The organism is Haloarcula sp. CGMCC 1.6347 (genome assembly GCF_037078395.1).
In the GTDB taxonomy this organism is placed as follows: Archaea; Halobacteriota; Halobacteria; order Halobacteriales; family Haloarculaceae; genus Haloarcula; species Haloarcula amylolytica.
Map to the genome: position 1 here is coordinate 273431 of NZ_JAYMGX010000001.1, position 23232 is coordinate 296662.

Annotated in this window: 30 protein-coding genes; 23 read left to right on the plus strand and 7 right to left on the minus strand. The window is 61.2% G+C overall.

Annotated elements, in window-relative coordinates:
- The first annotated feature begins 45 nt into the window (after positions 1-45).
- The 10 genes from VI340_RS01460 to VI340_RS01505 all read left to right on the plus strand — a co-directional run bounded on the left by VI340_RS01460 (position 46) and on the right by VI340_RS01505 (position 5469).
- Positions 46-333, plus strand: a complete 288-nt coding sequence (locus VI340_RS01460; protein ID WP_129756004.1) for a hypothetical protein — start codon at positions 46-48, stop codon at positions 331-333.
- Positions 333-848, plus strand: a complete 516-nt coding sequence (locus VI340_RS01465) for a hypothetical protein (protein WP_058992714.1) — start codon at positions 333-335, stop codon at positions 846-848. The genes VI340_RS01460 and VI340_RS01465 overlap by 1 nt, the downstream gene beginning before the upstream one ends.
- Entirely contained in the window at positions 849-1469 is a 621-nt protein-coding gene (locus VI340_RS01470) for a hypothetical protein (RefSeq protein WP_336357627.1), read from the plus strand.
- A 117-nt stretch (positions 1470-1586) separates the two neighbouring features.
- Positions 1587-1874 (plus strand): hypothetical protein, encoded by a 288-nt coding sequence (locus tag VI340_RS01475; protein WP_064287529.1) that lies wholly within the window; start codon positions 1587-1589, stop codon positions 1872-1874.
- Complete coding sequence (locus tag VI340_RS01480) at positions 1867-2043, plus strand: hypothetical protein (RefSeq protein WP_191907484.1); 177 nt, start codon at positions 1867-1869, stop codon at positions 2041-2043. The genes VI340_RS01475 and VI340_RS01480 overlap by 8 nt, the downstream gene beginning before the upstream one ends.
- A complete protein-coding gene (locus VI340_RS01485) occupies positions 2040-2492 on the plus strand; it encodes a hypothetical protein (RefSeq protein WP_336357628.1) in 453 nt (150 codons plus the stop codon). Before VI340_RS01480 ends, VI340_RS01485 begins: the two co-directional genes overlap by 4 nt.
- Before the next feature lie 96 nt (positions 2493-2588).
- On the plus strand, positions 2589-3188 hold the full coding sequence (locus VI340_RS01490; protein ID WP_336357629.1) for a HEPN domain-containing protein: 600 nt from the start codon (positions 2589-2591) through the stop codon (positions 3186-3188).
- 95 nt (positions 3189-3283) lie between these two features.
- On the plus strand, positions 3284-3940 hold the full coding sequence (locus tag VI340_RS01495; protein ID WP_129756006.1) for a recombinase family protein: 657 nt from the start codon (positions 3284-3286) through the stop codon (positions 3938-3940).
- A 59-nt stretch (positions 3941-3999) separates the two neighbouring features.
- A complete protein-coding gene (locus tag VI340_RS01500) occupies positions 4000-4701 on the plus strand; it encodes a hypothetical protein (protein WP_129756007.1) in 702 nt (233 codons plus the stop codon).
- A gap of 69 nt (positions 4702-4770) precedes the next feature.
- The gene (locus tag VI340_RS01505) at positions 4771-5469 is read left to right on the plus strand and encodes a hypothetical protein (RefSeq protein WP_336357630.1); all 699 of its coding nucleotides are present in this window, start codon (positions 4771-4773) and stop codon (positions 5467-5469) included.
- On the opposite strand, the gene VI340_RS01510 is transcribed toward VI340_RS01505, so the two are convergent.
- Together VI340_RS01510 and VI340_RS19820 are read right to left on the minus strand one after the other, a co-directional pair.
- Positions 5466-6200 (minus strand): hypothetical protein, encoded by a 735-nt coding sequence (locus VI340_RS01510; protein ID WP_129756009.1) that lies wholly within the window; start codon positions 6198-6200, stop codon positions 5466-5468. The two genes, VI340_RS01505 and VI340_RS01510, sit on opposite strands and share 4 nt — an antisense overlap.
- A 510-nt stretch (positions 6201-6710) precedes the next feature.
- A complete protein-coding gene (locus VI340_RS19820) occupies positions 6711-7031 on the minus strand; it encodes a MarR family transcriptional regulator (protein WP_442905116.1) in 321 nt (106 codons plus the stop codon).
- 147 nt (positions 7032-7178) lie between these two features.
- Here VI340_RS19820 and VI340_RS01515 point away from each other — a divergent pair, with 147 nt between their 5' ends.
- The 4 genes from VI340_RS01515 (at position 7179) to VI340_RS01530 (ending at position 9055) form a co-directional block, all read left to right on the plus strand.
- The gene (locus tag VI340_RS01515) at positions 7179-7355 is read left to right on the plus strand and encodes a CopG family transcriptional regulator (RefSeq protein ID WP_336358183.1); all 177 of its coding nucleotides are present in this window, start codon (positions 7179-7181) and stop codon (positions 7353-7355) included.
- 83 nt (positions 7356-7438) lie between these two features.
- Entirely contained in the window at positions 7439-7765 is a 327-nt protein-coding gene (locus VI340_RS01520) for a hypothetical protein (protein ID WP_336357631.1), read from the plus strand.
- The gene (locus VI340_RS01525) at positions 7758-7988 is read left to right on the plus strand and encodes a DUF7389 domain-containing protein (protein WP_058992698.1); all 231 of its coding nucleotides are present in this window, start codon (positions 7758-7760) and stop codon (positions 7986-7988) included. Before VI340_RS01520 ends, VI340_RS01525 begins: the two co-directional genes overlap by 8 nt.
- Positions 7985-9055, plus strand: a complete 1071-nt coding sequence (locus tag VI340_RS01530; protein WP_191449904.1) for a tyrosine-type recombinase/integrase — start codon at positions 7985-7987, stop codon at positions 9053-9055. Before VI340_RS01525 ends, VI340_RS01530 begins: the two co-directional genes overlap by 4 nt.
- A gap of 138 nt (positions 9056-9193) precedes the next feature.
- Here VI340_RS01530 and VI340_RS01535 read toward each other — a convergent pair whose 3' ends face one another.
- Positions 9194-10711 carry a hypothetical protein gene (locus tag VI340_RS01535; protein ID WP_336357632.1) on the minus strand — a complete coding sequence of 506 codons (1518 nt, stop codon included), beginning with the start codon at positions 10709-10711 and terminating at the stop codon, positions 9194-9196.
- A 122-nt stretch (positions 10712-10833) separates the two neighbouring features.
- Between VI340_RS01535 and trmY the strand changes: the two genes are divergently transcribed.
- A complete protein-coding gene (gene trmY / locus VI340_RS01540) occupies positions 10834-11430 on the plus strand; it encodes a tRNA (pseudouridine(54)-N(1))-methyltransferase TrmY (RefSeq protein WP_336357633.1) in 597 nt (198 codons plus the stop codon).
- Between the two features lie 128 nt (positions 11431-11558).
- The gene (locus tag VI340_RS01545) at positions 11559-13676 is read left to right on the plus strand and encodes a hypothetical protein (RefSeq protein WP_336357634.1); all 2118 of its coding nucleotides are present in this window, start codon (positions 11559-11561) and stop codon (positions 13674-13676) included.
- Between the two features lie 15 nt (positions 13677-13691).
- On the opposite strand, the gene VI340_RS01550 is transcribed toward VI340_RS01545, so the two are convergent.
- On the minus strand, positions 13692-13817 hold the full coding sequence (locus tag VI340_RS01550) for a hypothetical protein (protein ID WP_336357635.1): 126 nt from the start codon (positions 13815-13817) through the stop codon (positions 13692-13694).
- A 94-nt stretch (positions 13818-13911) separates the two neighbouring features.
- Here VI340_RS01550 and VI340_RS01555 point away from each other — a divergent pair, with 94 nt between their 5' ends.
- The 3 genes from VI340_RS01555 to tgtA all read left to right on the plus strand — a co-directional run bounded on the left by VI340_RS01555 (position 13912) and on the right by tgtA (position 16334).
- Positions 13912-14457, plus strand: coding sequence for an NUDIX hydrolase (locus tag VI340_RS01555; RefSeq protein WP_008310969.1), 546 nt, complete (start codon positions 13912-13914; stop codon positions 14455-14457).
- A gap of 44 nt (positions 14458-14501) precedes the next feature.
- Positions 14502-14759 (plus strand): hypothetical protein, encoded by a 258-nt coding sequence (locus VI340_RS01560; protein ID WP_336357636.1) that lies wholly within the window; start codon positions 14502-14504, stop codon positions 14757-14759.
- A gap of 102 nt (positions 14760-14861) precedes the next feature.
- Positions 14862-16334, plus strand: coding sequence for a tRNA guanosine(15) transglycosylase TgtA (gene tgtA / locus VI340_RS01565; RefSeq protein WP_336357637.1), 1473 nt, complete (start codon positions 14862-14864; stop codon positions 16332-16334).
- A gap of 27 nt (positions 16335-16361) precedes the next feature.
- On the opposite strand, the gene VI340_RS01570 is transcribed toward tgtA, so the two are convergent.
- Both VI340_RS01570 and VI340_RS01575 read right to left on the minus strand, forming a co-directional pair.
- Positions 16362-17237 (minus strand): NAD-dependent epimerase/dehydratase family protein, encoded by an 876-nt coding sequence (locus VI340_RS01570; RefSeq protein WP_336357638.1) that lies wholly within the window; start codon positions 17235-17237, stop codon positions 16362-16364.
- Between the two features lie 61 nt (positions 17238-17298).
- Positions 17299-18444 (minus strand): alginate lyase family protein, encoded by a 1146-nt coding sequence (locus VI340_RS01575; RefSeq protein WP_193363413.1) that lies wholly within the window; start codon positions 18442-18444, stop codon positions 17299-17301.
- A gap of 372 nt (positions 18445-18816) precedes the next feature.
- Between VI340_RS01575 and arcS the strand changes: the two genes are divergently transcribed.
- The 4 genes from arcS (at position 18817) to VI340_RS01595 (ending at position 22445) form a co-directional block, all read left to right on the plus strand.
- On the plus strand, positions 18817-20604 hold the full coding sequence (arcS, locus tag VI340_RS01580; RefSeq protein ID WP_336357639.1) for an archaeosine synthase subunit alpha: 1788 nt from the start codon (positions 18817-18819) through the stop codon (positions 20602-20604).
- An 80-nt stretch (positions 20605-20684) separates the two neighbouring features.
- Positions 20685-21092, plus strand: a complete 408-nt coding sequence (locus VI340_RS01585; RefSeq protein ID WP_008310957.1) for a VanZ family protein — start codon at positions 20685-20687, stop codon at positions 21090-21092.
- A 38-nt stretch (positions 21093-21130) separates the two neighbouring features.
- Positions 21131-22207: an archaeosine biosynthesis radical SAM protein RaSEA gene (locus tag VI340_RS01590; protein WP_336357640.1), complete on the plus strand. Its 1077-nt coding sequence runs from the start codon at positions 21131-21133 to the stop codon at positions 22205-22207.
- Positions 22208-22283: 76 nt separating this feature from the next.
- Positions 22284-22445, plus strand: coding sequence for a hypothetical protein (locus VI340_RS01595; RefSeq protein ID WP_167320675.1), 162 nt, complete (start codon positions 22284-22286; stop codon positions 22443-22445).
- Positions 22446-22474: 29 nt separating this feature from the next.
- Here the strand turns inward: VI340_RS01595 and VI340_RS01600 are convergent, their stop codons facing one another.
- Positions 22475-23203 carry a TOBE domain-containing protein gene (locus tag VI340_RS01600; RefSeq protein ID WP_008310953.1) on the minus strand — a complete coding sequence of 243 codons (729 nt, stop codon included), beginning with the start codon at positions 23201-23203 and terminating at the stop codon, positions 22475-22477.
- Positions 23204-23232 lie beyond the last annotated feature (29 nt).

Consider the following 23232-nt stretch of genomic DNA (forward strand, 5'->3'; position numbering starts at 1 on the left):
GTGGTGGACCCAGACGGGAATCCACTACCCGAAGTTGAATGGGTGATGTCGGCTGGTGTGTTCCCGACAGCGGCTACTATCGACGGTAGCGCACAGGGTGACCTCCCGTGTCTTGCTACGACGTACAGCCAGTTTATGGGCGTAGCGCGCCGGGACGGTGGTCCTAACGGAGTTCAGTACACATGGTTCTCACCGGCTATCGATGCCGATGGGAACCCACTACAGGAGCCTATCGGCCCGCTTGATGACAGCGCTGAGATCGTTCTCGACCCGGTCGAGATCAAGGGTCTGTACGCTGGGACCGGGGCAGACTTCGGAGGGATGTTAGGATAATGGTGAACCTGAATATCGACCAATCAGAGCCGTATATCGACAGTATAGACGTACCGAGCGAGGCCCGCCCAGATGAGTCGTTCACCGTGACGGTCACAGTCGGAAACGAGAGTTCGATTATTGCCCCGCAGGATGGGACGTGTCAGAGCGGGATACTCCAGTTCAACACTGGATGGCGGACGCCGGTCATCATCTACGTCGACGGGCAAGAAGTTCATCGAGAAACGAAGTGCCTCGACGGCAATAGCGCCCCGAAGACGGTGACCAAGCGAGTGACGCTGGGTAGTGGAGAACACAGTGTCACCGCGGAAGTGCTGAAAGTTCCGAATGACACGGTTGCAGAAGAGCGGGCGGCGGAGGTAACCGTTCACTCTGATGCACAGGACCCGGCCCTGCCGACGACAGGTGACCGACTGACAGAGATGATTAGCGATATCGCAGACGCGCTTGGCGGAACGACCCAGCAGGTGATGCTGGGGTTCGCTCTAGCCGTCGTGCTGCTGGTGGTGATCTGAATGGTGACGTTCGCTGGCGGTATTCCAGACGGCGGGCTCGTACTGGAATCAGTCGGAACGACCTCGTTCGCTGTGTACAGTCCCGACGATCCGCGTGTCGACCGACGGCAGGAATACGAGCCACAGCTACAGGCCGAAGTGACGAACACCTCTTTCGAGGAACGAGAGGCAGCGGTCATCTGGACATTCGATGATACCCATGTCCAGAGTCAGACTGAGACGATTGAAGCCGGACAGACGGCTACAATCTCGAATCGGGTTCCGTGGGAGAGGCTACAGGAGAACTTCGACCTGATTCCGGGCGACTACGAACTCGGTGTGCAGCTGCTTGGCGGCCCGTCGTGGGACAAGCAGACGACGACGTACGGAACGATGCACGTCTACGAGAAGCGTGTACCCGGCTCCGGTGATGAGCCGAACGACGAACCCACGTACCCACCTATCAGTGACGGCGATCCACCTGACGGAAGCAGTGACCCGCCGCCTGAGAACACCGGGCCAGAGTCTCCGCCTGCCCTGCTACCTGACGGGTTCCCGACGCTGCCGGCGGTCGGGCCGCTGACTGCCCCACAGACAACGCTTGCGGCCCTCGCGGTCGTTGCGGTGGTGGTGCTTCGATGACGGTAGCACGGCTACTGGGGCAGGTATTCGGTGCGTTGACCGGTATACTTGGTGTGCCCGGAACGCTGCTACTCATCGCCGTCGTCGTTGGCGCCGTGGCAATCTGGAGGGACGCTGATGGTTGAACCGTACACCGCAGCGGCATGGGCGGTCAGCGTCTCATCGATGCTCGTGGTCGGTATCACGGGCTGGGTCGGCCGCCGCGTGGTCGGCTACGTCGAGGAGACGCGCAACGAGGCGCAAGCGGCCCACGAAACCGCAGAGAAAGCCGTCCGTGTTCTCCGAGGTGAGGAAGGGATCGACGACGCCGGGCTCGTCGAGGATGTCCGGTCACACCGCCGGGCGCTCGTCGACGAAGGTATCTACCCACCGAAGGCAACGGACGGAGGTGAGAGCGATGCCTGACCTGACGTGGGTACAGCTGGGCGCTCTCATCTGGTTCTGTGTCACGTTGGCGGTCACCGACGGTGCGGCGCTCTCCCGACTGGGAATCGCGTGGCTGGCGAAGCGGTTAGGACTACGGCCAGCAGAGATAGTACGCTTCGAGGCGGCGGCTGGCGGTGGTGAGGAGTGACGGAAGTTCTCGATATCCGGTCGCTCCCTCGGACTCGACAGGAGCGGTTACAGCGGTCGAAGTCGTTTGGCGACGTTGCCGAGGAGATCGTGGCTGAGGTGTACGGCTTGGAAGGCCTATCGCTTGACCCGGACTGGTGGGACCTCAGACATCCCAGCAGGGCAACGAAATACCAGGTCAAATCGACATCAACGACAGTCGGCAACAGGTATCCCGGCGATGGTCGCTTTCGCGTCTGGGAAGGACAGACGCGCTCTCTCATCGCGTCGGACGCACAGGCGACGGCGTGGTACGCGTTTGTGTTCCTCGATGAGACGGACGGCGTACTCCGAATCACGCGCATGAAGCCGTCGACGGTGAACAACCTCGTTCAAGATCGGGGCGGATGGAACCGCTCGGGTCATTCGATGGGGAAGCAGCACAAAATCCCGTGGGACGAGGTTTTCTGAGTGGCCGCTTCATGGGTGAGAGTAGGAGACTTTTCATGAAGGAATCTCTTGGTTCGATTCGGAGGTTATTTTCCCAAAGACACCCACGATTGCTCTATGACTGATTTTGATGATGTTCCAGTAGAAGATCTGGCTTATGCAAAGAGACAGTTACTCCAATCTTCAATGCGGCTGTCACAAATCAAAAATGAGTATCATTTAGCTGATGAAGACGCTAAACCAGATGAAATCTCTTCAGATGATCTTAATGAGATTATGCTGGAAATTGGGCCTGAAGTCGTAATTTCGGATTGTCAAGTATGTGTTGAGTTGTCTGCAAAAGCTATTTTCAAATCAGTAGGTGTCAATCCTCCTCAGCATCACGATATCGAATTTACCGACAATCGGGTGAAGGGGTTACTTTCAAGCCTCGAAAAAGACTATGACGAAATAGAAGAGATTTATAGAGTCCTTTTTCTAACCCAGTTCTGGGAACGATTCTATACGCTCGCGAAGTACGGGGCTCCTGAACAAAATATACCCTCTAGTAGCTTTATGGATCCCCGTGATGCAAAAAGAGCAGTTGACGATGCTGAGTTCTGTTTGGATACCGCCATGAATCTCCATGATTACGTTCTCGACCAGAAAGAGATGTCATTGGACGATTTTGACTTTGATTTGTATTTAGACATCGAAACAATCGATCCACATTCATGATTAAATATCATTTCGAATACCTCAAGAACCACCGTTCTCGTACAGACTGTACGTAACTACCAGCTTTTATATATTTGGCGTGGGTGTACGAGTGTATGGGTGATATTGGGTGCTACTGCCGAGTGAGTACGCAGGACCAGAGCCTTGACCGGCAACTTGAGTCGACACAGGAGTATGCTGAGGGCGAGTTCGGCGCGGATTTGGGAAGGCTCCGATTCTATAGAGACAAGTCCACCGGAACCAACACGGACCGATCAGACTACCAGCAGATGATGGATGACGCCGAGAGCGGGGAGATCAAGGCTGTAGTGGTTCACAGTATCTCGCGTATCTGCCGGTCCATCTCCGACTTGGAGCGGACGGCGTCGCGGCTTGAAGACGCTGGCGTCGAGCTCCACATCATCAGCGAGGGGTTGACTCTCCGGCCTGACGAGAGCGACCCGTACCAGACGGCGCTATTCCAACTTCTCGGCGTGTTTGCGGAACTGGAAGCGAACATGGCTCAACAGCGGACGAAAGAAGGCATCGCCGCGCGTCAGCAAAACGACGACTATCACCACGGACCTGCTCCGCTTGGCTTCGAAAAAAATGATGGCCTACTCGTTGAGGCAGCTAATTATCATGAAGTAGTGAGTGTTCTTGATATGGTCCAAAAAAACGAAATATCAAAGAGAAAGGCGGCAAAGCGGTTAAACACGTCAAGACCAACAATTAATAGAGCGATCAATAGAAGTGACTTGTATGGGATATAATAACAGACTGAATTAATTCTATTCAACAGTTTTTAATCCACACCAGCATATGGGAGATTATGCAGTCTGGTACACTATACCTTTGTGACAGTCTGTCCACTGGGTTGGACGATTTTCGTGCTACCGTCGCCCTTCCACAGCAGGCACCCGTCGACAGCGTCTCAGAAGGCATAGATATCCGCGACTCAAAAAAGACAGAAGATGGAGTCCTGATTCAATCGGGCGATGCGGCTGCGGAGGAGCTGATTGAGGACGAAGTCACGCAAATTACAGATAGTAGAATATCAAACAGAACTAAAGAGACAATTAATGCTAATTTTGGGACATTTACTTACTCCAGTGACGGCATTCTTATCGTAGGCGGTGGTAGTAGTTTCATTCCACAAATAATCAGTGAGCACACCGAAATTAATGCCCAATCTTCAAAAATAGATATCAACTCATACTTCGATTTCCTGCGGTCGGTGCATGGTCCTGATGATGTTGAAGTATGGAAAGTTGGCTTTGAAGAGAAACGGACGAACGCAGATAACGGAGTTCTTCACGGATCGGATTTGATGAATGACTCTGAATTAAAACCGCTACTTGAGTCATCAGAAAAAACTCAATTAGGTGTCGAATTCCAATTCCGTGGCGAGCGAATAAACCTGTATGTTGCAGAAAGCGGCTATTTTGACATCTATGAGCCGACGAACTATCCCGATAAGCAGGTTGTAGAGTTCCTCCAAGACCAGTTGACACAATTTGCAACAACAGAATAGGCGTAGCTTGCTGTAATGCGAAGTTGTTTTTAATAAGTTACCGGTAATGTCCATAATAAGCACATAACTATGGCACCAACATCAACTACAATTTACTTCCCTCCAAGTGGATACAGTGTTAGTTCTCTTCAGGACATAATTGATGGCATTCTGTTAGAAAGAGACGATGAGAAAGTCTCTGAACCTCTCAGGACCGAATTTCGCAATATAAACGATACTAATAATGGTTTTTCCGCAGCGATGCGGTTTGAGGTTCCAAAGAAAGAATCCGGCTGGGATGGTGCTGAATTCGGAAAGACGACACACCAGTCGCGTATCCGGTTTACTAACTCAATCAGCAACGGTGGAATGATGATATTTGGTAAAAGTGATCTCCATAACGAGATTCAATCACGATTGGACGATCTTCTATATGAACATGGTCCCGATGGTTTCAGTCCCGGTGAGCTGGAACAAGTTGAGATTGACCGGGAGAATATTGAAGATATTCTTGAATCAGATCGGCTCATTGAATCCAGAGCAACGTACAAATCGCTTGATGAAAACACTTCAAGCGCATCATTGGCTGGAAGGCTCGAGGAATCCGATACCGCTGAGCGGTTTGAACAGCGGGGGAACAAGGTTTGGGTCATATATGAATCGGAATCATACGACCGAAAAGTCGGTCTTACTTCAAAAAACAATGCAGCGGTCTTCTACGGAGATTGGAACAATGATGAAATGGCAATTTATTGGTATCGGATTATTTTGAACGAGTTTGATGTCTAACCGTAGAGAGTAACCATCTTCTTTGTTTTCGTAATCGCTTGACCAACAGCGCTCTCATCAAGATTCCGTAGCCGAATCGTGTCGTTCCTTATTTCCAGTTCAAGACCTTCGGTAGTCGTCGCTTTGATATTCTCGAACCCCAAGTCGTCCATCACACGGTTAATTAAAGGCGGCTGACCTGTTTCGCAGACGAATGAATATGCGTTTCCATCCATTTCTGCTGGTATATCCGACTCAACGTTCCGAAGCACCTCATACGAATTGAATAGCATTTCCTCAAGTTCACCGTATGGCAGCTCACCAGAAACAGCTATTCTAATATGACTCACAACCTTCTGCTCAGACTCTGTTTCTGGCATACCCATTCCCATACTCTCTCCTAACCCACCCGGACCCGACATTTCGCTTTCCCACTGCAATTGAACATCCACCTGATACTTTTTCCCCCCATTTTTACGGGAAAAATCGAACCGATCAAGTGAACTCTGTGGGCTGGTTCCCAAACTCACTCTCAGGTCTTCAGTTAGTTCTCCTAATTCTGCGGGGTCTTCAACCTCATACCCACGAGAAATTTTTGAATCGATAACATAACCTCGACGGAAAACGGCATTGCTGGCCCGGTTTATTATATATTTTATTCGCAGCTTGATATTACGAGGTAAAAACCACTGTATGACAAGCGGAGCTAGTGCTCCAACGAGAATCGTCCCTACTGTTGTGGTCAAACTCATTTTGTGTGTGTTTTGAGCGTCTATCTTTTGTAACAGACTGTCTATCGCTATATTATTGCTTCAATATTCGGTGGACATACGGCTTATTATGATATTTTAGCTCTAGATATAAGTACTTCGGCAAAGTCCGGAGTGAAAGTGAAACTGATAGCCATACGCTTATGACCAATTCACTTCCTCAGAACGTGCTTGCGGCCATTCAGCTGGCGTCGGGTACCTGTCCTGAAACACAGCACTTGGGCGCGGATTCGGATAGTGCTCCGCATCGAGATCTCCATTTAGGTACCGGATTCCATCTCCAGTCAGGTCGTACGAGTGCTTAGCGATTGGCTCGATAAGGCCAGCGTAGTAGAGGCGAAGGCACTGCTCGCGGATGTGGCCTTCCGAGGCAGAGAACCCCCGCGAGCGTGCCATCACCGATGGGGAGCCCCACCCTTCGCGGTCAATGTATTCGAGTATACGCTCGTCCAGTTGGGTCATCCAGTAGGCGGACTTTCTTGGAGGCATATTTCAAACCTGCTCGTGACTTTCATCTGCTGACGAGCTGCTATCGTCAAACATTGAGTCTACCTCATCAGGAGCGTCTTTCGAGGTGTCTATTTCGCCATCCAAATAGCGCTCACCGCGCTCAGTGATTACATAGACCCCGTTACCCAGGTGCTCCAACAGCCCGTGCTCTACGAGCTTCTTTGCTCGTTTGTGTACGTATTGACGAGAATAGCGAACGTATCCACTGTCAGCCATCGCCTTTGGGCGACCAGACCCCTCATGACGTACATACTCCAAGATTCGGTCATCAGCGAGTACCATCCAGTCACCCGAGTAGCGCATAACTAACTTATTGAGACCGTAGTCTAAAACACGCTCGAATAGGCTCGTTAGTATCTTGTAGCATATTGAGAGTACACCGTAAACTATAGTAGACATAAGTTAGTAACTGGTGGATGCATGGCACGATTCCTGACTATGTCTATTTCCATGTCGCCAGAAATGGCGGATGAGATAGACAGAGAAGCCGACAAGCACGGTATGAACGCATCGCAGTACGTGCGTCAAGTGCTGCGCGAGCACGACACGACGCCGTTCAACTGCGAAGACACGGTCTTGTGTGTGGACGAGAACAGCGAGGAGCGTCGAAACGAGGGGGCCGCCTAAACTATGTCCAGTAGCGTCGAGGCCCCCGATTCGGAAAACGACACCGGCCAGCAAAAGACTGACGACGACGCGGAGGACGGCCCATGAACGACGAGAAGATCGACCCTGAGGACCTGCCACTGCATCCGGAGTACACGCCGGCGATGGTCCAGATTCAGGGCCAGGGTGTCGTCTACGTCGCGGACTACCAGACGCTCGAAAGCGGCTGGGTTCGTCTCACCGAGTGGCGTGACCGCCGCGTCAAACTCCCGCCGCACAAGATTGAGGCGATTCGAGAGGTGCGGACGGAGTACTACGACGCCGGTACAGACGGCGAGTACGTGAAGGCGAAGCGCGTGGCCCACGACGAGCAGCGAGAGGAGGCCAGCGCTGACGACTCCGGCGGCAAGGTGGTGGTCGCGGATGACTGACGCCTATAGCCTCACAGTCGAACTCACGCGGGGCGGCGACAGCAACAACCGCGACAAGATGAAGGCGAAGGTCTCGGCTGACAGCGTCGACGAACTGCGCGAGAAGGTCGAAGCGGTTCGTGGCGAGATGCAGGAGTGGGCCGACGACTTCCGTAACATCCAGCCGCAGGTTCGCCGCCAGCTCCCGGACGACCAGAGCGAACTGAGTGAGTTAGAGGCATGACTCGCGGCGGTAGACGGCGGGGCGACCCTACAGAGCTATCTCCCCGCGAGGCTTGCCAGCGCTACCTTCGACGCCGTCGGTCAGACTCGACAGAGAAGAGCGTTCACGGCTGGGAGTACCGGCTGAAGCTCTTCGTTGAGTGGTGTGACTCCGTCGGCATAGAGACGGTCGGGGAACTGCGTGGCTACGATCTCGACGAGTACTACGAAATGCGGAGCGCGGAGATCGCGCCGGCCACGCTCGAAGGCGAGATGTGGACGCTGAAGATGCTCTTCGAGTTCCTCGAAGACCTCGAAGCGGTCGACCAAGGTCTATCAGAGAAAATCCGCATCCCTGACCTTGACCCAGAGGACCGGTCAAACGATACGAAACTTGCTGCCGACAAAGCAGCAGCACTGCTGTCGTATTACCGTGAGAGCGACAGAGACTACGGAACTCGGCAACACGCGTTCCTTGAACTTGCGTGGAACACTGGCGCTCGACAGGGCGGCCTTCGGGCCCTGGACCTTCGGGACACGGAGCTGGGGAGTAGCCCTTACGTCGAGTTCCGCCACCGACCGGAAACGGACACCCCGCTGAAGAACAAGCGCCGCGGTGAGCGCCCGGTGGCGCTTCCAAGAGAGACGGCCGATGCGCTGGAGGCGTACATCAACGGCCGTCGGTACGATGTGCGGGACGAGCATGGCCGTCAGCCGCTGCTGACAAGCGCGAAGGGGCGGCCGACGACCAACACCATTCGAGTGTGGAGCTACCTCGCCACGCTCCCGTGCAGCTACGGGATGTGCCCTCACGAGAAGGACATCGAGAAGTGCGACTGGAATGAGTACGCCCACGCCAGCAAGTGCCCGTCGAGCCGGTCCCCGCATCAGATTCGGACGGGTTCGATTACGTGGCACCTAAACCGAGGATGGCCGCCGGAGGACGTAGCGGAGCGCGTCAATTCCTCGGTGAGTACTATCGAAGATCACTACGACAAGGCAGACCCCGAACAGCGGCGGCGACGGCTTCGCAACCGGATGGAGGACCGCCGCCGACCACTCATCAACGAACTGGAGTTCACCCAATGACACCAACTGACCCATCAGCGACGATTCGACAGCGAACCGAGTATGAGCATCCTACGAAAGCGGTTAGTTCCGCGTCGCGCCGGCCCATTTTTCAACACCACTTTCAAGCAGTATCTGGCCCATCATTTGCATCCGCTCTCATCCGTCGGTTTCACCTCGTGAGACTGCATACGCCTGGCCGCGGAATCGGAACCGACGCGAGTCAGCATCGTAGCCGAGAACACCGTCTACAGCCCGTTCATCGGTTTCGACAACAACGCGACGCACATCGTCTGTCAGGAACGGGAGGGCATTGCGAAGCCCGCCGTCGGGCGCGATGAACCCGCCCGTCATCACCTGTTCGGCGAGAACCCGTTCGTCCGCGCTGTCGGCGCGCGAAAGGGAGAACGTCGCGTCGGGCGGCTGCTCACCGTCACCGTGGCGGCCGGTCGTCACCGTGACGGTGTCGCCGTCTCGGACCGTTGACACGTCCTCGGTTGGCGTCACTGTAGCGCGGTCACCGACCAACTCCACCAGAGCACCGCTCTCGTTTTTTTCGTGCCCGTAGCCGGCGACGACAGCGTACTCGCCACCGCCGAGATAGCCCTGCGTGAGGCCGTCGCAGTTACAGTCGCCGGTGCTACAACCGACCGCCTCCCCGTTGAACGCTCGGAGACCCCAGCTTTCTCTGCCGCCCGGCCCCAAGATGCGACAGTCGGACGTGTGGCCCGTCGGGGCGATGTGGAACCACTCGCCGTCGACGAGTTTGTAGAGGTCCCAGTGGCCACACTGCAGCCGCTCGTGGCTGTTGTTGACCATCTCGAAGCCGATCTGTGTGTCCAGTTCCGCCCGCTCGGTACTGGGCCGAACGAAGGCCGGAGTCGTCCTCGCTGCTTCGTGGAACCACTGGACACCGCCGTCGCCGGGAAACGGCGGCAGCGAGCGGCCGGCAAAGCGGGAGTCGGTTTCCGGACCGGGACTTCGCGTGTCCCAGACGGAGACCGAGAGTGACCCGGCCTGACCGCGGAACTCGTAGGTGCCGGTCGGCCGCCCGGACTGGCCCGGTTCGCCGACGAGGGCGTACTCCAGTTTGACCCATTCACCGGGATTTAACCGGTACGTCTCTGGCATCCACGGACCGACATCGTCGACGCGCCAGTACCCCTCGTCTGTTCGGCCGAGTGAGGGCACTTCGTCGGCAAGGTCGTTGTTGTCTGTGGGTGCGAGATGGAGGCGCGCTTCGTGGTCGTAGCCGCTGGGTTGGCGGCTGTGTGTCTGTCCGACTCCTGGAATCCACTTGACCCTGAACGTGTTCTCGAACTCGTTGCTGTTCTGGAGCCAGCCCCGAAGCGTGGCCGGATGGTCGTCGGTCGCCGTCTGGTCGAACCAGAGCCCGATTCGCGCCCTGTCGGCGGTGTGGAGTCCTGGCGAACTGAGGGCGTAGGTTCGCGGCCCGGTTTCCAGTTCGATGACGGTCGTCGGATTCTCGGGTCGGGGCGGGTCGCCAGTGCCTGTCGGCGTCCCTGTCCCGCTGTCATCTGGATCAGTCGGTGACTGTGTCGGGCGTGGTGCGGGCGTTACGTCTGCGGTCTCGTCTGAGCCGAGGGTGCCGAACGAACAGCCGGCGAGTCCGGCCAGCGCACCCGGGATCGACGCGAGGAGGGCACGTCTGCGCATAGTCCGCGATTCGTCGCACCCGGTAAACCCTTTCTGGACGCTCAGACGGCGTTTGTAGCGTCTTTCGTATCGGTACTGACAGCAGTCGACGGACGTAAATCGCCGTGGGGTGACGAGTCAGTATGCGCCAGTTCGTCATCATCGGCCACGACGCCCCGACGACGCCGGAGTTCTCGCTCGACGACCTGGCCGGCGCGGCCGGCCGGCTCGACGTGCTCTGTCGGTGTGTCACCAGCGCGTTCTTCCTGAGCCACGCCATCCGGGAAGACGTGCGGGTCCACCTCATCCTGGCGGATGAGTACACCGTCACGTTCGATGGGAGTGACCTCCGCCGACTGAACCCGGACGAGCGGTCCACGGCGGCGCTGATCCGCAAGGCGCTGGAAGAGCGCGAGGAAGCTATCGGCCACATCCCGGTCGAAACGTCGCCCGGGGTGTCGCTCACGCGACGGGGGTTCGAGGGGACGCTCGACGACGCGGCGAGCCGCGGAACTGTCGTCCAACTGCACGAGGACGGCGATCCCATCGTCGACGTTGCACCGCCGTCGGACCCGGTGTTCGTCCTCTCGGACCATCACGACTTCCGGGACGAGGAAGCGACGCTGCTGGCCGACCACGCGGACGAGTGTGTCTCGCTCGGGCCGAAGGCCCTCCACGCTGACCACTCGATCACGGTCGCGCACAACTGCCTCGATACGGACGGGTTCGAGCAGTACTGACGGGGCACGCTGGGCGACTGCCAGAAGGGTTTTCCTCCGCGGTTCGCTGAATAGTGTATGGGATTATTGGGCTCGGAGACAGCGACGGGTCGCGCTGTCGGACGACGTATGGAAGCGACGAGGGATCGATGACTGACCGGGACGCGCTGTCCCGCCGTGCGGTTCTGCAGACGGTCGCCGGAGCCGGCCTCGCGTCCGTCGCCGGCTGTTCGGCGTTCGAAGGCGGGAGCGACGACGCGGCCTCGACAGTCGAGGGCGAACGGGCCGAAGAACTCGCGCGCCGGTTCGCGCCGACGCTGTACTTCGATCAGGCGGAGCCGTGGTTCCCGACGGACCCGCGTCCGTACACCAGCGAACAGGACGGGGAAACCGTCGTCGACGGGTTCGACGCCTTCGACGGGTATCACGAGCGGATGACCGAAGGGGAGCCGCCGGACCCGACGGCGTTCTACAACGTTGTCGAGTACGAGAACTCGCCGCTCGCCGTCGTCCAGTTCTGGTTCTACTCGGCGTTCGACCAGTTCACGACGAACTTCCACTGGCACGACTGGGAGGTCCTGCATGTGTTCGTCGACACGGGGACGGGCGACCCGCAACTGTACGTCGCCAGCTCGCACTCCCGGAAGGTACCCAACAACGAGTTCCTCGACCCCGACCCGGAGATGGTCCCACGCATCCTCTCGGAACTGGGGTCACACTCTAGCGCGCTGTCGGTCAACGACGCTCGCGACCGGTTCACCCGGCTGCCGGAGGGCGACCGGTTCGCGGACATCACGAACAGCGCCGTCGAAACCATCGAAGACCTCGCGGAGATCCCCGTCGCTTACGGGCTCCCGCGCGACGAGGGGTCCCGGCTCCCCTACCTCGTTCCGGAGTACGAGGGCGCGCCGCTGTACGAACACGAGCGGCTCCCGTCGGTCAGCCGCGAGGACCTCATTTCGGAGTCGCTCACGATCCGTTCGTTCGACAGTCTCACCCAACCACCGACGGACCTGCCGACGCGGGAGACGGGGCTCGTCTTCCAGCACACCAACCGCGGCGAGGCCGACCCGGACATCGAGTACGATCTCGTGCCGAGCAGCGAACTGGAGCACATCGCCGATTTCACCGGCCCGCAGTTGAGCTTCGAGTTCGCCGTGCCCGAGTTCGTCGAGGACGCCGTCTCGGGGCACATCACGACAACGGGCGCGCCCTGGAACCAGCCGCGATACGAGAACCCCGCCGCGGACATCTCCGAGCCCAACCACCGGGCGGCGCTGGCCGAGCGCTACGACGCCATCGGGGCACCGGCGGAGATACGCACCGTCGTTGCCAGCCTCTCGGAAGCCGTCTCGAACGACGACGCGCCCGAGGACGATGGGCTCACGACCGAGGACACGTCCGTCGAGTCCGTCGCCTTGCTGGAGAGTGACCCCGAGGCCGTCCCGACCTTTTCTGGGCTAGCCGTCGTTCAGGACGTGCCCGCGGGCGACCACCGATTCACGGTCAACGGGGCCGGTGTCGCACCACACAGCGAGACGGTGTCGGTCCCCGACGCGGAGTCGGCTGACGGGCCGACCAGAGCCGGTGTCGACGGAAAACTCCCCCTGGTCGCCCGGGAGAACGCGACCCGCCTCGAAGTCGATCCGTCGGGAGCCGACAGCGACCTCACCGACCTCGCCGTGGAGGACGACTTCGCCGGCCGGCTGTACGACGCTCCCCTCTCGGAACCCGACGCCGTGTACGTCCACAGCGGCGGTGCGTACACGACGGAGGTCCGGGACCGCGACGACGAGATCGGCGCGTTCCGCGTCAACCCGGACCCCGAAGCCGAGACTGCCGCAACAATCGACGAGCCCCGAACTGGCAAGGCGTCGCTGGCATCGTTCCTCGTCGACATCGCCGAGGAAACGCGGCAATCGGTGCTTGACGAGATGGACGATGGCGGCGACGACGGTGACACCGATGACGACGATGACGACAACCCCGGGAGCAGCGGTGGCTCCGAGAACGCGATTCGAGGCCTCGAACGGGCGCTCGCAGCTGTCGTGGAGGCTGCCAGGCGGGCGACAGAACGCGCCGAAGCCGGCGACCGCGGGAACGCTGACAAACAACTCCAGGCCGTCGCCGACCGGCTCCAGCGCGTCGCGACCAGAATCGAGGACGCCAGCGACGACCTGTCCGACCCGCTGTCGAACGCAGCCCGGAAGCGCCTCGATCAGGCCGAGCGGCGGACCGAGCAGGCCCAGGCCGCCGACAAACTATAAGTTCTTCCTCTGCGCTTAGAGCCCGCCCCAGCGGGCTAGCGCGCCGGCGACGAGCACCAGTCCCCCGGCGATGAACGTTCCGGGGACCGGGAGGACGAACAACACGGCACCGAGCAGGAGGCGGAGCGTCGATATTCTCATTCCAGCCACACGTAGCGCACCACGTCGTATCGGTCTGGTGCCTGCATATTCGTGGACCCGTGCCGGTTTTGCCAGTGCGGGCCACACTGCTGATATGGACGAGGAACTCACCTGGGAGACGCTCGGTGCCGAAACCGCCTACGCCTGTCCGGGGTTCGATATCATTCGCGAGGCCGTTCGCCTCCCCGACGGAACCGAGGGAGAGTTCGACTATGTGCAACACGGCGAGAGCGTCATCGTGCTCCCGTTTACCGCTGATGGCGACGTGGTCGTCATCGAGGAGTGGCGACAGCCGGTTCGCCGAGTCAACCGCGGCCTGCCGGCCGGGACGATGGAGGGCGAGGACGACGACCCGACCGTCGCCGCCGCCCGCGAACTCCGCGAGGAGACGGGCTACGAGGCCGACGCTTTCGACCACCTCTACACGGGCGAACCGGCCAACGGCAACACCGACTACGTGTTCCACTACTACGTCGCACGCGGGTGTGTGGCCACGGCCGACCAGGATCTGGACCACAACGAATCGATTCGGGTCGACACCGCCGACTTCGACTCGCTGGTCCAGTCGGTGCGCGACGGGACGCTCCGTGACAGTCGGTCTGCCGTCGGTATCATGTACTATGCCCTGTTCGAGCGCTGAACTGACGACAGTTTGAAACTCTGCGGAATGGTACCATTACGCATATGGCCTCGATTGCACTCGACGAACAGACGGAACGCCGGCTGGATAAACTGCGCGCGGCCGTCCGCCGTCGGACCGGCCGGCCGGTTTCGCGGGCGGAGTTGCTCGAACGGCTTGTCGAGGACGCCTACGGGTCCCGTGACGAGGTGGTCGATATGTTCCGGACGTCACAGGCGTACGTCGCCGACGAGGACTCCGGGACCGTCCACCGTCCCGAGCACAAACTGGTGCCCGGCGGGCCTGAGCGGTCCGACGAATAGCGGCGGGTCGCCGGTCGGGTCGTCTGTTCCGCTCTCAGACACTTCTCGGGCGACGATTGTGGGAACACAACCCTTAGGCACGCCGACCGACGACGACGTGTAATGACGAATTTCGAGGTCCGCCAGTACGACGCAGCGGGCCGGCTGGGCGAGCTAACGGTGCCGCGGGCCGGCGTCACCGTCGAGACGCCGACTATCCTGCCGGTGGTCAATCCGCACGTCCAGACGGTCGCACCGGCGACGCTGGCGTCGGAGTTCGGCGCGGAGATACTCATCACGAACAGCTACATCCTGCACGGCTCCGACGACCTCCGCGAGCCGGTGCTGGAGCAGGGCCTCCACGACTTGCTCGGGTTCGATGGGGCTATCATGACCGACTCGGGGTCCTTCCAGCTCGCCGAATACGGCGACATCGACGTGACTACCGAGGAGATTCTGGAGTTCCAGCACGAAATCGGCTCTGACATCGGCACGCCGGTGGACATCCCGACGCCGCCGGACGTGGACCGCGAGCGAGCGACAGAGGAACTCAAAACGACCCAGGAGCGGCTCGAACACGCCACTACCGTCGACACTGGCGAGATGCTCGTCAGCGCGCCAGTCCAGGGGTCGACCTACCCGGACCTGCGGGAGCGCGCCGCCGCGGACGCCGTCACCACCGGGCTGGACGTGTTCCCGCTCGGGGCCGTTGTCCCGCTGATGAACGAGTATCGCTACGCCGACCTCGCTGATGTCGTCGCGGCCTGCAAGCGCGGGCTGGGGGAGGTCGGCCCGGTCCACCTGTTCGGCGCGGGCCATCCGATGATGTTCGCGATGGCGGCGGCGCTGGGCTGTGACCTGTTCGATTCCGCGGCGTACGCGCTGTACGCCCGCGACGACCGGTATCTCACGGTCCAGGGGACGGAACTGCTCGACGAACTGACCTACTTCCCGTGTCACTGCCCGGTCTGTACCGACCACACGCCGGCAGAACTCGACGCGATGGACGCCGACCAGCGCGAAGAGCTGCTCGCCCGGCACAACCTCCACGTCACCTACGGCGAAATCCGGACAGTGAAACAGGCGATTCGCTCGGGTAACCTCATGGAACTGGTCGACAGTCGCGCCCGCGGCCACCCGGCGATGCTCGACGGCTATCGAGCGTTGCTTGACCACGCCGAGCAACTCGAACGGACCGACCCGGTCTCGAAGGACGCCTTCTTTTACACTTCAAATGAAAGCGCTCGCCGGCCCGAAGTCCGCCGCCATCAGAACCGACTGGAGCGCCTCCCGGTCGAGGGCGACGAGGTGCTGCTGACCGAAGGGAGTTCCAGCGCGCAGTACGACGAAACCTGGGGCGTCCTGCCCCCGTTTGGTCCGTATCCGCGCGAACTCGCGGATACCTATCCGTTGACCGCCGAAACTCCGGACCGGACCGACCGAGCGGCCTACGAGGCCGCGGCCACAGGGGTCCGGCGACTCGTCGAACTCCATCCCGACGTGTCCTTCACGCTGGTCCACGACGACTGGCCGGCGACGGCGCTGGACCGCGTGCCGGACGGCGTCCGTCTGCGCGACCTGCACGCTCGCGACTGACGGCGCAGTTGTCTCGACCGCTGCCGGTCAGACCGTCGGCACGGCCACGTTCTCGTCGGCCGCCTCGCGCCAGGAACGGGTCGGCTCCCAGCCCAGCAGTTCCGTGGCTTTGGCCGTCGAGTACGCCGCGTCGTCCCCTTCGACCGTGCAGTCGTCCGGGACAGTACCGTACTGCTCACGCATGAGTTCGACCAGCGGCCGGCCCAGCGCGTTGTCCGGGCCGACGCAGTTGAACGCTTCGTGGCCCGAAACCTCGCCCGTGAGCGCGGCCTCCACGAGGTCGACCACGTCCCGCACGTCGACGTACGACCAGTAGTTGCCCGCCCCGGCCGCGAGGTCGTCGACGTACTCCTCGGCCCGGCAGGGGTACTCCCCGGGGATCTGTATCCATGAGGGACGAATCGACGCCACCGAGACGTCATCCCGGCGAGCAATCGTTTTCCCGATTTCCTCGGTGACGACCTTCGAGAGCCCGTAGTCGTCCTCCGGCCTAAGCGCGTGCTGTTCCGTAATCGGGAGTTCGTCAGGTACCGGCGTCTCTTCGGCGAAGAAGAAGCCGTACGCACCGTCCGAGGAGCCCTGCACCACGTCAGCGCCGACGCGGCCGGCCGCCGAGAGCACGTTGTGTGCCGCGATGGTGTTGTTCTGGAACAGGTCTACCCCAGGGTGGTTCCCAGCGACCGGAATCGCCGCCCAGTGGACCACTGCATCTGGGTCGATGGCGGTGAGCGCGTCGAACACGCTCCCAGCGTCCGTCAGGTCGAGCGCTCGGTACCCGACAGCCGGATGCCCCCCATCGTCGGGGAGGCGGCGGTCGAGCACTGTCACGTCGTGCGGTCCGGCGAGTCGGTCGACGATCCAGCGTCCGGAACTGCCCCGGCCGCCGGTCACGACAACATCCATAGCTGCTCTGTGGCCGCTGGCATCCAAAGCGTGGCGGTGTGCGTCGTTGGTGCCAGCTACTTTATGTGTCGAGCCGGAACCGCTCGCCGTGCGTGAACGTCGTCCAGCCGAGGATGCGCTCGTCGCGATGCGGTCGGTCGGGGTTGTCGATTGCCGCCTGCTGGGCCGAGACGTACGTCGGGACGTTCTTCACCGGCTGTCCACTCTGTTTGAGTGTTTCCAGATAGGTGTCTTTCTCGTAGTACGAGTAGGCCACCTCGTACAGTGAGGACGCAGCCTCCTGCTTTCTGGCGGGGAAGCCGTCGTTGTTGACGAACCGGTCGGGGTCGCCCTCACCCATCGCTTCCCAGGCCTCCGGGTCAGCCACGTACGGCGCGTGGGCGTCGAGAATACGTTCGATGGCACCCCTGTCACCGTCGAACTTCTGGTACTCGTACAGTGTGGGGCCGTCGAGTTTGTCGGCGTAGAGTCGGCTGAGTTCCGCGGCGGTGACCAGTGCCTTCGCCGCGTACAGCGAGTACGCCAGACTCGACGCACGAATAATCTCGTTTTCCAGCAGGCCGTCCTCGCGGAGTTGGTTGAAGCCGGTCTCGCGGTTCCGTTGCATGGCCTTCCGGAACCGGTCCCAGTCCCGGAGATACACGGAACCGGCGGCGTGGGTCATCTCCTGCCAGTTGAAGATGTTCTGTTGTCCCATCTCGGTCGGAATACCGTGGCCCACGTCGTCCAGAAACGTCCGGACCCACTCCTGCAGGTCGGCCTCCGTGCCGACGCTGTCGTCGTTCCACGCCTCGTGGCCGCGAACGAGTTCCGCACCCCACCACATTTTGGGGAGCGTGATGAACTGCTCGATGCTGTTCGTTTTTACTGGTGCCATATAGGTCTCCGAGTTCAGGAACCAGTGGTCTAGCAGTTCGACGGCTTTCTCGGCGTACTGGTCCGCGCCGGTGTACTGGTAGGCGAGGCCCAGATCCCGTATTCTGTCTCCTGTTCTGATGGCGGCAACGTAGTCCTTGCGCGCTTCGGGGTCCTCGGGGCCCTTCGTTTTGAACTCGTGGCCGTCGCCGTTGTCCGTGACGCTCTCGGGATCCGCTGCCATCGCGTCGCGGACATCGTCGATGAAGGCTTCGTGGGCCCCTGTCCACGGGCTGTCTCCGTTCTCGACACGGGACTGTATCGCAGCCAGTGTATCGAGATGGACGAACATTGCGGGCCCGCTTTCCACTGTTGACTCGGCTACTTGTTCCGTCGGTGTCGGCTCCGTCTCGTGTGACGCGGCCCTCGCGTCCGAGTCCCCTGAGGAGAGGCCGGTCGAACAGCCCGCCAGCGCTACGGCTGTCCCCGAGAGGGCGAGCAACACGTCTCGTCGTGTCTGTCGCTGCACGAACGGTCAGTCGTCCCCTATAGATTTAGTTAGGGCCCAGCTAATCAGCGGATAGCGACCTGTCCGCGATAATCATGGCCACATAACTGTCGACCGGAACGAAGTATGCTGAGTTTGAACGCACCTTCGGTCGCCACCGAGGCCGGTGCTGGTACAAAGGCAAGATAGTTGGTCGCGCGTGGCTGACGCCATTGCATGACCGACTACTTCGAGATCCACGAGCGCGACAGCGCCGCGCGAGTGGGTGAGCTACGCCTCGCCGACTCCGTGACGACGCCGGCGCTGGTCGACGACGTGGACACAGAAACGCCGGGCGACTGCCGGCACGTCCTCGACGACGCCGGAAGCCGCTGGCCCACCGAGCAAGACGCCCCCGATGGCGACGACTCGCTGCTCACTGTCCTGCCCCACCGCGGACTCCCCGCCGGCACGCCGGACGAAGTCGCCGAGGCCTTCGCCGTCGACTATCCCGACGTGTCGTTCCCGAGCGCGGCCGTCGTCTCGTCCGATACCGCGACCGACCACGGCAGCGACGCCTACGTGCTCGCTGGTGCGCCCGGCTACGTCGGGCACGCGTCGGCGTTCGTCGATGCCGTCTCGACCGTCCGGGAGGCTATCCCCGCCGACACCGCGCTCTACCTGCCTGGCGTCGCCACGCCGCGAAACGTCGCGACGCTCGTCTACGCCGGCGTCGACCTCGTGGACCCTGACCGCGCCGTCGTCCGCGGGACTGAGGGCCGGTATCTCACGACCGACGAGGCGTACTTCCTCGAAGACCTCGACGAACTGCCGTGTGCGTGCCCGGCCTGCCAGCAACCACGCGATGAGTTCGACCGCGAGGACTGCGTCGAACACAACGTCAATGCCCTCGCCGCGGAACTTCGGCGCGTTCGCCGCCGGATTCGTGACGGCAGGCTTCGGGACTACATCGAGGGACAGGCCAGACAGGACAACTGGCTCACCGCGACCTTCCGGCGACTGGACCAGCAGTACAGCTATCTGGAGGAGCGCACGCCGCTCATCCGGCGGGCCGACCTCTCGGCGGCCAGCGACGACTCGTTGCGCCGCGTCGAGATCCAGCGCTTCGCCGAGCGCGTCACCGACCGCTACGTGCCGCGCTTCGACGACCGCCCGCTCGTGCTGGTGCCGTGTTCGGCACGGAAACCCTACAGCGATTCCCAGAGCCACAAGCAGTACCACGACGCGATCAAGTGGCGCGCCCACGTCGTCTCGATGACCTCGCCCATCGGCGTCGTGCCCCAGGAACTCGAACTCACCTACCCCGCCCAGCACTACGACTCCGTGGTCACGGGCAACTGGACCGCCACCGAAATCGAGTTCGTCAGCCGCGTACTCGAACGCTATTTAGAAGGCACCGACTACCCGGAGATTATCGCCCACGTTCCCGGCGAAGGCTACCGCGACATCTGCGAGCGCGTGGCCGACTCGCTGGGGCGGGAGTTCACCTACACGGTCACCGACCACCCGACGACGGCGGACTCGCTGGGGAACCTCGCCGCCGAACTGGAAGGCTGGGACCGATATCCGAAACGGGAGCGCGAACACAACACTATCCGTGCTGTCGCTGACTACCAGTTCGGCGCGGGCGCGGGCGACGAACTGTTCGACGACCTGTCGACGCAGGGCCGGTATCCGCAGTTGCGGGCTGACGACGCCGACGGCGAGCAGCTTGCGGCGCTGGCCCAGCAGTACGGGGTCCTCTCGCTGACCACCGCTGGGGCGCGCCGCTGGGTCGAGAGCGACGTTCACACCAAAACGGTCGAAATCGAGCCGTTCGTCCCCCACGGTTCGGTGCTTGCACCGGGAATCACGGACGCCAGCGACGACATCCGCGTCGGCGACGACGTGGTGATTCGGGGCGACGCGGCCTTCGGCGTCGGTCGCGCCCAGATGAGCGGCCCGGAGATGCAGTCATCGACTCGCGGCATCGCCGTCCAGATGCGTCACGTCGACGAGCAGTAGGGCCGTCTTTGCCGGTCACCGGATTAGACTGTGCGGCGCCTGACCACGCGACTTATCTGCCGAACGGGAGAACCGTCAGTATGGCTTGGTCGGAATTCCGCCGCTACCTGCCCGCTGTCGGGTTTTCGCTGTTGTTACTCGTCACCTCGCTTCTCCCAGTTCCCGAGGGGGCGGGAGAGCAAGTCCCCGCGCTCCTCGGTTTTACGCTGGATAAGTGGGTTCACGCGGCGAGTTACGGGATACTGGCGGCACTGCTCGCGTGGGGCCGACAGGCCCGTGATGTCACCACAGTTGCAGCACTCGTGACCGTCTCTATCTGCTACGGGACGGGTGTCGAACTGCTACAGGGGCTCGTCCCGTCACGCGGTGTGAGCGGCGCTGACTTCGTGGCTAACGCGGTCGGGGCCGTCCTTGCCGGACTGTCGTGGCTCGCGGCTCACCGAACTGGTGCGCTTTCGGACCAGACCGACCCACGATCCCGGCAGTAACGAAGCGGCTTTACGCGCTCATCGGCTACCTCGCCCCAATGAGCAAGCCCAGTCCTGAAGTCTACGAGGAGGGCAAGGGCATGGACGCCCACAACTCCGTGATGCGTGACATCCGGTCGCGCAACGACTCGACGTACGACCCTCGTGAGCCGACTCGCGTGTGGCTCGACGAGGACAACACTCCGGACGGCGTCTACCAGAGCCTGACCATCATCCTGAACACCGGCGGCTGCCGGTGGGCGCGCGCCGGCGGCTGTACGATGTGTGGCTACGTCGCCGAGAGCGTCGAAGGGGGGACCGTCGCCCACGAGGACCTCATGGCCCAGATCCAGCACTGCCTGGACCACGAGAGCGAGAACAGCGACGACAAAAGCGGCCTCATCAAGATCTACACCTCCGGGAGCTTCCTCGACGAGCGCGAGGTGCCGGCGGAGACGCGACAGGCTATCGCCGAGACCTTCGCGGACCGCGAGCGCATCGTCGTCGAGTCGCTGCCGGACTTCGTCGACGAGGAGACGGTCGGCGACTTCGTCGATGTGGGTCTGGAGACGGACGTGGCAGTGGGTCTGGAGACAGCGACCGACCGCGTGCGCCACGACTGCGTGAACAAGTACTTCGAGTTCGCGGACTTCGAGGAAGCCTCCGAAGCGGCCCAGGCAGCCGGCGCCGGCGTCAAGGCGTATCTGCTGATGAAACCGCCGTTCCTCTCGGAAGCCGAGGCCGTCGAGGATATGAAGCGGTCGGTACGGCGCTGTGCGGCCGTCGACGGCTGTCACACTGTGTCGATGAACCCCTGTAACGTCCAGCGCTACACGATGGTCGAGGAGCTGTACCACGACGGCGGCTACCGGCCGCCGTGGCTCTGGTCGGTCGCCGACGTGCTGGAATCGACGGCCGACGAGGATGTCATCGTCGTCTCCGACCCGGTCGGCCACGGCAGCGACCGCGGCCCGCACAACTGCGGCGAGTGTGACGACAAGGTCCAGCGCGCCATCAAGGACTTCGACCTCCGACAGGACCCGTCGGTGTTTGAGCAGGTGAGCTGCGAGTGCGAGGCGACGTGGGACGCCGTCATCGAACGTGAGAAGAGTTACTCGCTTCCGCTCGCTCGATAGCCCTTCGACCCGGAGAACCCGTGTGACGTCCTGCCGACCAACGTTTATCCGTCTTTCGCGCCTAAGACTGTTCGATATGACCCCGAACGGTGACCAGGACAGGCGCAGTTTCAATACACGCGGGACGGTCACGGAATGTGACCTGTGTGGCGAACGGCGACAGTGTATCGACGACGATGGGATGGTTGCCTGTAGTGCCTGCCAGTCCGACCTGCTGCCGTCTAACTGGGGTCTCTGAGGCGACCCAAGCCACCGTGTTTCACTCGCTTACGATGACTCATCCGGCCACGACTGTTCGATAGCGGGAATGACGCCGACGGTCGCGGTTGCCTTGAACGAGGCGACGAGTTCTGCGCCCGTGGTGATATCGAGTTTGTCGAGGCTCGTGTCGGTCACCACCGCCGACAGCGTCGTGTCCGGGTCGACTGCCAGTGCGACCAGCGCGATAGAGGTACCTTCGTCGATACGCTCGACGGTACCCGCAAACTGGTTCCGCGCGCTCGTCCCCGTCGGCTCCGGAGCCTCGGGCGGCGCGTTCAGTGTCACCGTGTCGGCGCGAATGCCGACTTCTACGGTGTCGCCGGGGCTCGCTTCGGTGTCGACGATGGCCCGGACTGTCCCCGGCGGCGTCTCGACGGTCGCCAGTTCGCCGTCGCGGTCCACGACGGTCCCCCGGAGGACCGTCTCCGCTGCCGTGGCGACGCCGTCGAACTCGGCCTGAAGGCGCTGAAAGCGGGCCAGCAGTTGCTCGGCGGTGTCCGTGAGTTCGCTGCCGCCGCCACCGCTGCCGCCGCGACTGCGGTCGACTAGCGGGCCGAAGGCGTCCTCTAATTCGACGACTCGGCGCTGGGCGTGGGCGTAGGACCGGCCGAGCGCGTCGGCGGCGCTGTTCAGCGACCCGTGGGCTGCGACCGCCTGCAGGAGCGTCCGGTCGCGGGCAGTCAGCGCCACGTCGCCCTGCCCCAACTGCACTTCGACGTCCGCGGTCGCGTCCATACCGCCACATGACCGCGCCATCACAAAGG

Excerpts from the sequence above, each read along its gene's own strand:
- VI340_RS01505 (WP_336357630.1), top strand. The coding sequence starts at position 4,771 with ATGGCACCAACATCAACTACAATTTACTTCCCTCCAAGTGGATACAGT.
- trmY (WP_336357633.1), top strand. The coding sequence starts at position 10,834 with ATGCGCCAGTTCGTCATCATCGGCCACGACGCCCCGACGACGCCGGAG.
- VI340_RS01465 (WP_058992714.1), top strand. The coding sequence starts at position 333 with ATGGTGAACCTGAATATCGACCAATCAGAGCCGTATATCGACAGTATA.
- tgtA (WP_336357637.1), top strand. The coding sequence starts at position 14,862 with ATGACGAATTTCGAGGTCCGCCAGTACGACGCAGCGGGCCGGCTGGGC.
- VI340_RS01495 (WP_129756006.1), top strand. The coding sequence starts at position 3,284 with ATGGGTGATATTGGGTGCTACTGCCGAGTGAGTACGCAGGACCAGAGC.
- VI340_RS01515 (WP_336358183.1), top strand. The coding sequence starts at position 7,179 with ATGTCGCCAGAAATGGCGGATGAGATAGACAGAGAAGCCGACAAGCAC.
- VI340_RS01520 (WP_336357631.1), top strand. The coding sequence starts at position 7,439 with ATGAACGACGAGAAGATCGACCCTGAGGACCTGCCACTGCATCCGGAG.
- VI340_RS01530 (WP_191449904.1), top strand. The coding sequence starts at position 7,985 with ATGACTCGCGGCGGTAGACGGCGGGGCGACCCTACAGAGCTATCTCCC.
- VI340_RS01470 (WP_336357627.1), top strand. The coding sequence starts at position 849 with ATGGTGACGTTCGCTGGCGGTATTCCAGACGGCGGGCTCGTACTGGAA.
- VI340_RS01535 (WP_336357632.1), bottom strand. The coding sequence starts at position 10,711 with ATGCGCAGACGTGCCCTCCTCGCGTCGATCCCGGGTGCGCTGGCCGGA.
- VI340_RS01550 (WP_336357635.1), bottom strand. The coding sequence starts at position 13,817 with ATGAGAATATCGACGCTCCGCCTCCTGCTCGGTGCCGTGTTGTTCGTC.
- VI340_RS01545 (WP_336357634.1), top strand. The coding sequence starts at position 11,559 with ATGACTGACCGGGACGCGCTGTCCCGCCGTGCGGTTCTGCAGACGGTC.
- VI340_RS01585 (WP_008310957.1), top strand. The coding sequence starts at position 20,685 with ATGGCTTGGTCGGAATTCCGCCGCTACCTGCCCGCTGTCGGGTTTTCG.
- VI340_RS01480 (WP_191907484.1), top strand. The coding sequence starts at position 1,867 with ATGCCTGACCTGACGTGGGTACAGCTGGGCGCTCTCATCTGGTTCTGT.
- VI340_RS01595 (WP_167320675.1), top strand. The coding sequence starts at position 22,284 with ATGACCCCGAACGGTGACCAGGACAGGCGCAGTTTCAATACACGCGGG.
- VI340_RS01510 (WP_129756009.1), bottom strand. The coding sequence starts at position 6,200 with ATGAGTTTGACCACAACAGTAGGGACGATTCTCGTTGGAGCACTAGCT.
- VI340_RS01575 (WP_193363413.1), bottom strand. The coding sequence starts at position 18,444 with ATGTTCGTCCATCTCGATACACTGGCTGCGATACAGTCCCGTGTCGAG.
- VI340_RS01500 (WP_129756007.1), top strand. The coding sequence starts at position 4,000 with ATGCAGTCTGGTACACTATACCTTTGTGACAGTCTGTCCACTGGGTTG.
- VI340_RS01560 (WP_336357636.1), top strand. The coding sequence starts at position 14,502 with ATGGCCTCGATTGCACTCGACGAACAGACGGAACGCCGGCTGGATAAA.
- VI340_RS01590 (WP_336357640.1), top strand. The coding sequence starts at position 21,131 with ATGAGCAAGCCCAGTCCTGAAGTCTACGAGGAGGGCAAGGGCATGGAC.
- VI340_RS01490 (WP_336357629.1), top strand. The coding sequence starts at position 2,589 with ATGACTGATTTTGATGATGTTCCAGTAGAAGATCTGGCTTATGCAAAG.
- VI340_RS19820 (WP_442905116.1), bottom strand. The coding sequence starts at position 7,031 with ATGCGCTACTCGGGTGACTGGATGGTACTCGCTGATGACCGAATCTTG.
- VI340_RS01555 (WP_008310969.1), top strand. The coding sequence starts at position 13,912 with ATGGACGAGGAACTCACCTGGGAGACGCTCGGTGCCGAAACCGCCTAC.
- VI340_RS01475 (WP_064287529.1), top strand. The coding sequence starts at position 1,587 with ATGGTTGAACCGTACACCGCAGCGGCATGGGCGGTCAGCGTCTCATCG.
- VI340_RS01460 (WP_129756004.1), top strand. The coding sequence starts at position 46 with ATGTCGGCTGGTGTGTTCCCGACAGCGGCTACTATCGACGGTAGCGCA.
- arcS (WP_336357639.1), top strand. The coding sequence starts at position 18,817 with ATGACCGACTACTTCGAGATCCACGAGCGCGACAGCGCCGCGCGAGTG.
- VI340_RS01570 (WP_336357638.1), bottom strand. The coding sequence starts at position 17,237 with ATGGATGTTGTCGTGACCGGCGGCCGGGGCAGTTCCGGACGCTGGATC.
- VI340_RS01525 (WP_058992698.1), top strand. The coding sequence starts at position 7,758 with ATGACTGACGCCTATAGCCTCACAGTCGAACTCACGCGGGGCGGCGAC.
- VI340_RS01600 (WP_008310953.1), bottom strand. The coding sequence starts at position 23,203 with ATGGACGCGACCGCGGACGTCGAAGTGCAGTTGGGGCAGGGCGACGTG.